This window comes from Candidatus Afararchaeum irisae (assembly GCA_034190545.1).
Lineage (GTDB): Archaea > Halobacteriota > Halobacteria > Halobacteriales > Afararchaeaceae > Afararchaeum > Afararchaeum irisae.
Genome location: JAXIOF010000075.1, coordinates 1 through 8,207 on the forward strand (window position 1 = coordinate 1; position 8,207 = coordinate 8,207).

Below are 8,207 nucleotides of genomic sequence, written 5' to 3' on the forward strand. Positions count from 1 at the left end.
GTTAGAGTTAGTACGACCTCTCCTTCGGCTCGTACTCCTCTATGATGACGTCGTCGTACTCAAGACGCGGGTACTCGTTCTCGCCCGCGTAATGCGCCATCGTGTGTTTGAGCCAGTCGTCGTCGTTCCTCTCTGTGTAGTCGTCACGTGAGTGTGCGCCCCTCGACTCGGTTCTCGCAAGGGCGCTCTCAGTGATGACCTCGGCGACGTCGAGTATACTCCTGAGTTCGAGAGTCTGTGTGAGGTCGGTGTTGAATGTCGAGCTTGAGTCCTTGACTGTGACGTCCTCGTACCGTCTCTTCGCGTCCTGTATAGCCTCGCGTGCCTCCTTGAGACCTTCCTCAGTTCTGAAGACTCCTACCTTCTCGGTCATTATCTCCTGGACTTCCTCACGTATCTCGGACTGGTGAACTCCCGTACCCGACATAAGCTCCTCGATACGTTCCCTCTCCTCCTCGGCTCTCACCTCAACCTTGCTCGGTGAGACAGACGCCGAAGACGATCCGGCTGACGCCTTCGCGGCGTGTTCACCCGCTCTCTTTCCGAAGACGACGAGCTCTAGGAGTGCGTTTCCTCCGAGACGGTTCGCGCCGTGGACTGAGACACACGCCGCCTCCCCGACGGCGTAGAATCCTTCGACGTTTGTCTTTCCGTCGGCGTCACACGCGATTCCCCCCATCGTGTAATGCTGACCCGGCTTCACGGGTATGGGCTCCTCGACGGGATCGACCCCCTCGAAGTCACGCGCAAGTTCGAGGATCTGTGCGAGACGTTCCTCTATCTTCTCCTCTCCGAAATGGGTTAGGTCGAGATGTACGGTGCCCTGTTCGAAGCCACGTCCCTCCTGTACCTCTATGAGCTCAGCGCGTGAGACGACGTCACGTGACGCGAGCTCTCCGGCGTTGGGGGCGTAGCCGCGCTCGTACATGAACCGCTCGCCCTCGTTGTTGTAGAGGATTCCACCCTCTCCACGGCATGCCTCTGTGATCAGGATTCCCGTGCTCGGGAGGGTCGTGGGATGGAACTGTATGAACTCCATGTCCTCCATCGGGACTCCCGCCCTGTACGCGATAGAGAGACCGTCTCCGGTGTTGGCGACTGCGTTCGTGGTGTGTTCATAGACCTGTCCCATTCCTCCCGTGGCGAATATAGTCGCGTTCGCGGCGAAGGAATCGACACGTCCCGTCTGGAGGTCGATCGCCGTGACACCGTGGGCGCGTCCGTTCTCGACGACGAGGTCAGTGACGTACCACTCGTCGTAGACAGTTATGCCCCTCTTGAGAACCTGTTCGTACATAGTGTGGAGGAGCATATGTCCCGTCTTGTCACTCGCGTAGGTAGTACGTGGGAACGAGAGTCCTCCGAACGGCCTCTGGGCGACCCTCTTGTCCTCCTCACGCGAGAAAGCCATTCCCATGTTCTCGAGGTTGATGACCTCGTTGGGAGCCTCGCGCGTCATTATGTTGATGGGCTCCTGGTCGCCTATGTAGTCGCTGCCCTTGACAGTGTCGTAGGCGTGGTCGTGCCAGTCGTCCTCGTCCTTGAGTGCGGCGTTTATTCCTCCCTCGGCGGCTCCCGTGTGTGACCTAACGGGATGTAGCTTCGAGACTATCGCTACGTCAGCACCCGCCTCGTGTGCGGCGACGGCGGCTCTGAGACCCGCTCCGCCCGCGCCGACTATGAGTACGTCGTGTTTGTGCATCTATTTCACCTCCAGAACCTGAGTTTCTGTTTGACTGCTTCCTTGCTCATCTCCATTATAGCCTCAGTGGGTGAGATTCCCTTCGGACATACCTCCGTACAGTTGAACTGTGTGTGGCATCTCCAGAGTCCGTGGGACTTGTTGAGCATCTCGAGACGTCTCTGTCTCGTCTCGTCACCCTCGCGCTCGTCCTTGAAGAACCTGTAAGCCTTCGCGAGCGCGGCGGGACCTGTGAAGTCGTCGTCATTTCCGGCGGGGTTACACGAAGACGAGCAACAGCCACACCAGATACAGTCGAGTACTGTGTCTATGTTCTGTCTGTTCTCGTGTGACTGGAGATACTCGTCTCCCGTTTCGGGCTCGTGGTCGGGCTGGAACCACGGCTCTACGCTCTCCATCCTGTCGTAGAAGCCGTCCATGTCGACGACTAGGTCTCTTTCGACATCCTCGTTCGGTAGAGGCTCTATCTGAACCGGCGTCGACAGGTCGAGATCCTCTATCTGTGTGTTACACGCGAGCCTCTGTCTTCCGTCTATGTACATCGCATCGCTTCCGCATCTCGCCATCCTGCACGAGTGTCGGAAGGTGAGTGTAGGATCCTGGTGGTCACGTATACGTATGAGGGCATCGAGTACGGTCATTCCCTCCTGTCTCTCGATACTGTACTCCTTGAAGTACGAGTCCTCGTCTTCCTCAGGCACGTACCGGAAGACCTTGAGGGTTACAGTTCCTCTGTGTGTGTCGTCTGCTGTTTTAGTTGACATTTTTATCACATCACATCGCTGTTGCCGTGAACGCCCGGAATATGAGTATTCCCTGTATGAAGAGGGCTATGCCGCCGACTACGAGGACGGCACGTACCGTCTTCTCAGCCTTACGGCTCCATCCCTGTTCGGTAGCTATCGTGTATACGCCGTTGAAGCCGTGGTATATAGAGAAGCCTAGGAGGAGTATAGCGATCGTCTGGTAGAGGAGTGCGGAGATCTCTACGGTTCCGAACTGACCCGATATAACTCCCTGTGTCATCCTCTCGACTGTGTTCGAGAAGTTGACCTCGGCGCCTCCGACTATGAAATGCTCTACGGCGAAGTGGAATCCGAGTAGGACGATCAGACCGACTCCCGTGACTCTCTGGAGTAGCCAGCCTCTGTACGCCCTTCCGCTGGGTTCCTTGCCTTCCTCCATCATAGTAACCACTCCCATCCCATGAAGAAGGGTACTCCTACTGCTACCACAGCCGCACTTACGGCGACGCTGAGGTAGAAGAGCTGTTCCTGTATGTCGAGACCTACCGTCATGTCGAAGAGGACTACGCGTGTTCCGTTGAGTGCGTGGAACACGAAAGCCGCGAAGAGACCGAGTTCGAGAACCTTTACGATCGTGAGGCTCTCGAATCCGTGTATGATCGAGTTGAACGCCTCGGGTCCCATCCAGTAGGCTGTCCCGAGGACGATGAGATGCATCACGAGGTATAACGTCAGGACTAAGCCCGTGATCCTATGTAGATAAAAAGCCCAGGTTCCGGGCTCGAAGTCCCTCCAGCGACTGAAGTCCTCTATGCGTCCTCTGTCAAGACTCATTGTTAGATATGACTCTTTTATCCGTTATAGTAGTTTCTTTAGGGCTGAGCCCCTGCCTCTGCCTCCGCCTCCGCCTCTGGGTTCTTCTCGTCCTTGAGCCTCTCGACACGTCTCTTGTGTAGCTCCCTGAGGTAGGCTACGTCATCCATGTCGTCGGGAGTCTCGACGGGCTGATACTCGTTGCCGTCTGTGACCTCGACGGCGTCCCTGTCAGATTCGAAGACCGTCGACTCGATGACCCTGTTCGACCAGTCACGTACCTGTAGGAGCCAGACGCCGTCCTCGTCTGTCGAGTATAGTCCTACGAGGTCGTCTCCTACGGTGTCGCGGGCTATGGGAGAGTCTATCTCGGGAAGACTTTCCACGTCTATCTCTGTCATGCGTGTAGCTTACTACGTCGGACGTATGTATGAATCTGGTGGAAATTCGGGCGTGCGAGATAAAAGCCGTTTAATAACTCCGCGACTTTCGGTATATATGAAGCTCAAGGAGTCAGCATTCGACTTTGAACTCGACAGGGTCGTAAATGAGATAGAAGAAGAGGGATACGACAGAGTGGGTCTCCAGTTCCCACAGGGTCTCAAGAGACGCGCGACAGAGGTCGTGAGAGAGCTAAGGAAGAGAGCACCAGGGACTCGGTTTCTTATATCGGGAGACCCGTGTTACGGCGCGTGTGACCTCGACGAGTACCTCCTCAAACGCACCGACGTCCTCGTTCATTTTGGACATTCGCCCATACGTAACACAGACAGCGTGATCTATGTTGAGTCGCGTTCACACGCCGAGATAGAGCCGATAATAGACGAGAGCTTGGAGAAGATAGACGACGACAAGCCCGTCTGTCTCGTGACGACCGCACAGCACTCACACGTCTTCGGGGAGGCGCACGAGATAATAGAGGAGAGAGGCTACGACGTCGTGACACAGGAGGGTGACGACAGGCTCGAAAACGAGGGACAGGTACTCGGCTGTAACTACACCACTGTCGACCCCGACGCTCCTCAGGTACTCTACCTCGGCGGAGGCGACTTCCATCCCGTGGGTCTCGCTATGGATCACCCCGACAAGCTTCTCGTCGTCGCAGATCCCGTCAACAAGGAGGTCAGGGAGGTCGACGGGGAGAAGTTCATACGTCAGAGGTACGCCGCTATCGCACGTGCCGAAGACGCCGAGTCTTGGGGTGTCATACTCTCGACTAAGATAGGACAGAAGAGGGAGAGGGTAGCCGAGGAGATAGTCGAGAACCACGACGAGGCGTTCCTCATCACTATGAACGAGGTTACCCCCGACAGACTCCTACATTTCGACGCAGACGCCTACGTCAACACGGCGTGTCCACGTATAACTACTGACGACGGACCGAGGTACGACGAGCCGGTTCTCACGCCTATCGAGTTCGAGATCGCTGTCGGAGAAAGAGACTGGGACGACCTGAGGTTCGACACCTTCCACGGAGCCTTCTAGCTAGACGCCTTCCATCTCGCCGTGTTTGATCTTGGCGTTGTTGGGAGCCGCAGTCGTGAGATTCTTCTGTTTGAGACGTACCGTCTCACCGCTCTCGTATACGTATACCTTGAAGTAGTCGCCGTACTCGTTCTGTGTTATTATCCCCATGCTGCCGTTGTAACGGCTGTCGGGATCGTCAACCCGCACACGTGCACCATTTGACAGTGACATATGTTGACAGTGTACTGCGTGGAATATAATACTATCGGACAAAAAGAGTTAGATTACCTCTTGGCTCTGTACTCGCCGTGTTTGACGCCTATGGCGAGAGTTATGAGACCGTAGATCACCATAGACGGAAGAACCATCATCAGAACCGTGCTCGGTCTCATCATAGGTGCGGCTACGAGTCCTCCAACTCCGAGTGCCACTATCAGTACGAACAAGCCAGCTGTCTTAGTTAAGTCGAACTCCATGTGGTTAGACAGGGGATCTAGATACTTATACTGTCGGACAGACTCGAAGTGGAGTAACGTCTCTTGAGAGTCGTGAAGACGGGATCGGTCGACTACTTGACTCTCTCCTGAAGAACCGAGGGATGTGACGCCGTGACTCCTTCTATTCCCTCAATGCCCTCTGAGATTATGCCGTGGAGGCTCTGGTTGTCGCGCGCGACGACCTTCGCGAGTATGTCGTGGTCACCGCTGGTTATGTAGACGTCCCTGACGCCTTCGACGTCCTTTATCTCCTCCGAGACACGCAGAAGGCTGTCGCTCTCGGTGTCGATTCCGACGAGAGCAACCGTCCGACCGCTGACCTTATTAGGATCGACCTCCGCCGTGTATCCGGTTATAGCCCCCGTATCTTCGAGCCTCTCTATGTACTTACGCACCGTGGGCTCACTCACCCCCACCTTCTCGGCGATATCGCCGTACGAGGCGCGTGCGTTCTCCTCAAGCGCCTCTATTATCGCCTGTTCGGTGTCCGTAGAGTCGGTCACATTAAGTAGTACGTTCGTCTAATATAAAAAAACTCATAAATATACCAAAGAAACTTTTTTCTAAGCCTAAAGAGAGATGGAGTGTTCTAACTGTAGCCAGCCCGCGGTTCTGAGACAGGCGTACAGCGGCAAGCATCTGTGTGAGACGCATCTCTACGAGTCGGTCGAGAAACGCGTCAAGCAGAGGATACGTGAAGACGACATCCTACAGGGCGACGAGACGTGGGTCGTGGGTCTGAGCGGTGGAAAGGACTCGTCTGTTCTCCTCGACATAATCGCGCGTGTCTTCGACGACAACCCTTCTGTCGAGATAGTCGCTCTGACACTCGACGAGGGGATAGAGGGATACAGGGACGAGAGCGTCAAGGAGGCGGAGAGGCTGTGTGATAGAGTCGGAGTTAGACACGAGGTCGTGGAGTTCGACGAAGAGATCGACGTCACGATGGACGAGGTCGTCGACCAGAAGCCCCAGAGACAGGCGTGTTCCTACTGCGGTGTCTTCAGACGCACACTCCTCAACAGACACGCCGAACGTCTCGGCGCGACGAAGCTCCTGATGGGACACAACCTGGATGACGTCGCACAGACCGCCCTGATGAACTTCCTCGACGGAGACGTAGAGAGGATGTCACGCCATTACCGTGCGTCTCTGTCGCCGAAGAACGAGGAGGGCGACTTCGTGAGACGCGCGAAGCCTCTTCGAGACGTGCCCGAGAAGGAGATCGCGGTCTACGCACAGCTCAAGGATCTCCCCGTCTACCTCGAGGAGTGTCCCAACGCCGAGGGCGCGACGCGGGGCGACATACGTGATCTCCTGATGGAGTACGAACGTAAACACCCGGGTACTCGCCACTCCCTGATGAGCTCTTACGAGAAGATAGCCGAGAGGCTCGACTGGTCATCACAGGATCTCGTGGAGTGTGATAGATGTGGCGAGCCGACTACAGGAGATCTGTGTCGGGCGTGTTCTATGTTAGAAGAAGTTGGTTAGCCTACCTGTAGAGAAGGCGAGTCTACGGTGGGGAGAACTATGTCAGTTTATAGACTACTAACCCCAGTAATAGAGATATAATCATCCCAATATAGACCCCTATAAGAGAGCTTATTCTAAGTAATTCTCGTGAGGCTACGAAGCTCAAGGGAACTACGACCAACATAATTACAAATACGACTATGAGAAATACTATCAGATCCCCTTTCGACTGGTCTGTTCTGAATCCCAGAACTATACGACGTCCTAAGAAGGTAAAGGTTCCAAGCCCAGTTCCTGCGAGAAGACTAAACTGAACCGGATTATGGTTTACGTAGAGAAGAAGGCTCTGACCAACCCCGGCTAATACCCCGATCAAAAGACTGTCCCCCCAGAGTCCAAAATGTCGACGTAGCCAGGACTGGTTCTTAGACTGTGTCATGGGTAGTTAGTAGTGAACTACCCCGACCTACTCAGCCGCCACAGGCGGCTTCGTTGAGGGCGTTCGTGACTCTGAGATTCACGAGTTTCCACAAATCTCTGATTTGTGTTGTAGCCAATCAAAGATTGGCATACCCGCGAAAACGCTACGCGTTTTCGGTTGCAACGAGACGCGAAGCGTCTCGTCATGCCCTGCAAATCAGAGATTTGCACACGGGGCTTCCAGCGAAGTTTCCTTCAGAGTCTGACCAGATTCAAGGTCAGAGAGGCTTATTCGCTGTGGGGCGTCCACAGCCCGCTCTAGACTCTCTTTCCCAAACGGCTTGTTCGGGAGGTTGAGCTTACCTGTCAAACATGGCAAAACGACAAGAACCGGATGGTTGTTGCCGTCTGCTTTAGAGGTTGAAGGTATTTCCACGTCTGACATGAAAATATATGTTAGAATAGTATTTATATCTTGTGGGCTTTGGGTTTGTCGGGCGTATCCCCTCCCTACTCATCCGCTTCGCGGATTCCTTGAGGAAGTCGTCAGAAGCTCTGCTTCTGACTGCTCACAAATCTACGATTTGTGAAGGGGTCTTGCCCTCGAATTTAGAGAAAATCCCCACAACACCAACTCCAACAATAAATGATACTCCCATAGAAACTGAGTAATTTACCATCTGACTCGGTATAAAAGCTGAAAAAGTCATTAGTAAGAATTCGATCACACGCCTAGTACGTGACTTATGAAAGTCAAAATACCCATATAATAATATTATAAGATAGCCATATAAAATCCCAAAAGTCAAACCTAAAATAGAAATACCAACCTCTTCAACAAAAAGCAGAATTAGTCCGATTATAAGTGTAATTAAACCTACATATAGACCCCACCGTTGTGTAAATTCTTCAGTTAATTTCATTACACACAATAGAGACTATAAGACAATAAAATCGGGATCCTTTCCTGCATGATCATTTACTGATGCGACAGGCATAGTTTCCGAAGCATCAGCCAAGTATTTATTCGACGCTCTTGTGAAGTAGATTGTTGGTGAGTTAGAGGACTGTTTTGATGATTTCTTT

At 53.6% G+C, this 8,207-nt stretch carries 12 protein-coding genes; 2 read left to right on the forward strand and 10 right to left on the reverse strand.

Translation table 11 applies throughout. The features are described from left to right. Nucleotides 1-7: 7 nt before the first annotated feature. From SV253_08305 to SV253_08325, 5 genes are read right to left on the reverse strand one after another with little or no spacing between them, the layout of a single operon-like run. Entirely contained in the window at nucleotides 8-1,702 is a 1,695-nt protein-coding gene (locus tag SV253_08305) for an FAD-binding protein (protein ID MDY6776056.1), read from the reverse strand. Nucleotides 1,703-1,707: 5 nt separating this feature from the next. Continuing rightward, entirely contained in the window at nucleotides 1,708-2,466 is a 759-nt protein-coding gene (locus SV253_08310) for a succinate dehydrogenase iron-sulfur subunit (protein ID MDY6776057.1), read from the reverse strand. A 10-nt stretch (nucleotides 2,467-2,476) separates the two neighbouring features. Beyond that, the gene (locus tag SV253_08315; protein MDY6776058.1) at nucleotides 2,477-2,905 is read right to left on the reverse strand and encodes a succinate dehydrogenase; all 429 of its coding nucleotides are present in this window, start codon (nucleotides 2,903-2,905) and stop codon (nucleotides 2,477-2,479) included. Beyond that, a complete protein-coding gene (sdhC, locus tag SV253_08320; protein MDY6776059.1) occupies nucleotides 2,887-3,282 on the reverse strand; it encodes a succinate dehydrogenase, cytochrome b556 subunit in 396 nt (131 codons plus the stop codon). The genes SV253_08315 and sdhC overlap by 19 nt, the downstream gene beginning before the upstream one ends. 38 nt (nucleotides 3,283-3,320) lie before the next feature. Next, nucleotides 3,321-3,662 carry a hypothetical protein gene (locus SV253_08325; protein ID MDY6776060.1) on the reverse strand — a complete coding sequence of 114 codons (342 nt, stop codon included), beginning with the start codon at nucleotides 3,660-3,662 and terminating at the stop codon, nucleotides 3,321-3,323. Nucleotides 3,663-3,759: 97 nt separating this feature from the next. Between SV253_08325 and dph2 the strand changes: the two genes are divergently transcribed. Continuing rightward, nucleotides 3,760-4,746: a diphthamide biosynthesis enzyme Dph2 gene (gene dph2, locus SV253_08330; protein ID MDY6776061.1), complete on the forward strand. Its 987-nt coding sequence runs from the start codon at nucleotides 3,760-3,762 to the stop codon at nucleotides 4,744-4,746. Here dph2 and SV253_08335 read toward each other — a convergent pair whose 3' ends face one another. The 3 genes from SV253_08335 to SV253_08345 all read right to left on the reverse strand — a co-directional run bounded on the left by SV253_08335 (nucleotide 4,747) and on the right by SV253_08345 (nucleotide 5,728). After that, entirely contained in the window at nucleotides 4,747-4,959 is a 213-nt protein-coding gene (locus SV253_08335; GenBank protein MDY6776062.1) for a hypothetical protein, read from the reverse strand. Between the two features lie 53 nt (nucleotides 4,960-5,012). Further along, nucleotides 5,013-5,204, reverse strand: a complete 192-nt coding sequence (locus tag SV253_08340; protein ID MDY6776063.1) for a hypothetical protein — start codon at nucleotides 5,202-5,204, stop codon at nucleotides 5,013-5,015. A gap of 92 nt (nucleotides 5,205-5,296) precedes the next feature. Continuing rightward, entirely contained in the window at nucleotides 5,297-5,728 is a 432-nt protein-coding gene (locus SV253_08345) for an Lrp/AsnC family transcriptional regulator (protein MDY6776064.1), read from the reverse strand. Between the two features lie 76 nt (nucleotides 5,729-5,804). On the opposite strand from SV253_08345, the gene SV253_08350 reads away from it, so the two are divergent. Next, nucleotides 5,805-6,719, forward strand: coding sequence for a TIGR00269 family protein (locus tag SV253_08350; protein MDY6776065.1), 915 nt, complete (start codon nucleotides 5,805-5,807; stop codon nucleotides 6,717-6,719). A 619-nt stretch (nucleotides 6,720-7,338) separates the two neighbouring features. Here the strand turns inward: SV253_08350 and SV253_08355 are convergent. Together SV253_08355 and SV253_08360 are read right to left on the reverse strand one after the other, a co-directional pair. Then, nucleotides 7,339-7,566, reverse strand: coding sequence for a hypothetical protein (locus tag SV253_08355; GenBank protein MDY6776066.1), 228 nt, complete (start codon nucleotides 7,564-7,566; stop codon nucleotides 7,339-7,341). A gap of 124 nt (nucleotides 7,567-7,690) precedes the next feature. Further along, nucleotides 7,691-8,044, reverse strand: coding sequence for a hypothetical protein (locus SV253_08360; GenBank protein MDY6776067.1), 354 nt, complete (start codon nucleotides 8,042-8,044; stop codon nucleotides 7,691-7,693). Nucleotides 8,045-8,207 lie beyond the last annotated feature (163 nt).

Bases quoted from the DNA above. Each gene is read 5' to 3' on its own strand.
- SV253_08305 (MDY6776056.1), bottom strand. From the start codon at position 1,702: ATGCACAAACACGACGTACTCATAGTCGGCGCGGGCGGAGCGGGTCTC.
- SV253_08310 (MDY6776057.1), bottom strand. From the start codon at position 2,466: ATGTCAACTAAAACAGCAGACGACACACACAGAGGAACTGTAACCCTC.
- SV253_08315 (MDY6776058.1), bottom strand. From the start codon at position 2,905: ATGGGAGTGGTTACTATGATGGAGGAAGGCAAGGAACCCAGCGGAAGG.
- sdhC (MDY6776059.1), bottom strand. From the start codon at position 3,282: ATGAGTCTTGACAGAGGACGCATAGAGGACTTCAGTCGCTGGAGGGAC.
- SV253_08325 (MDY6776060.1), bottom strand. From the start codon at position 3,662: ATGACAGAGATAGACGTGGAAAGTCTTCCCGAGATAGACTCTCCCATA.
- dph2 (MDY6776061.1), top strand. From the start codon at position 3,760: ATGAAGCTCAAGGAGTCAGCATTCGACTTTGAACTCGACAGGGTCGTA.
- SV253_08335 (MDY6776062.1), bottom strand. From the start codon at position 4,959: ATGTCACTGTCAAATGGTGCACGTGTGCGGGTTGACGATCCCGACAGC.
- SV253_08340 (MDY6776063.1), bottom strand. From the start codon at position 5,204: ATGGAGTTCGACTTAACTAAGACAGCTGGCTTGTTCGTACTGATAGTG.
- SV253_08350 (MDY6776065.1), top strand. From the start codon at position 5,805: ATGGAGTGTTCTAACTGTAGCCAGCCCGCGGTTCTGAGACAGGCGTAC.
- SV253_08355 (MDY6776066.1), bottom strand. From the start codon at position 7,566: ATGTCAGACGTGGAAATACCTTCAACCTCTAAAGCAGACGGCAACAAC.
- SV253_08360 (MDY6776067.1), bottom strand. From the start codon at position 8,044: ATGAAATTAACTGAAGAATTTACACAACGGTGGGGTCTATATGTAGGT.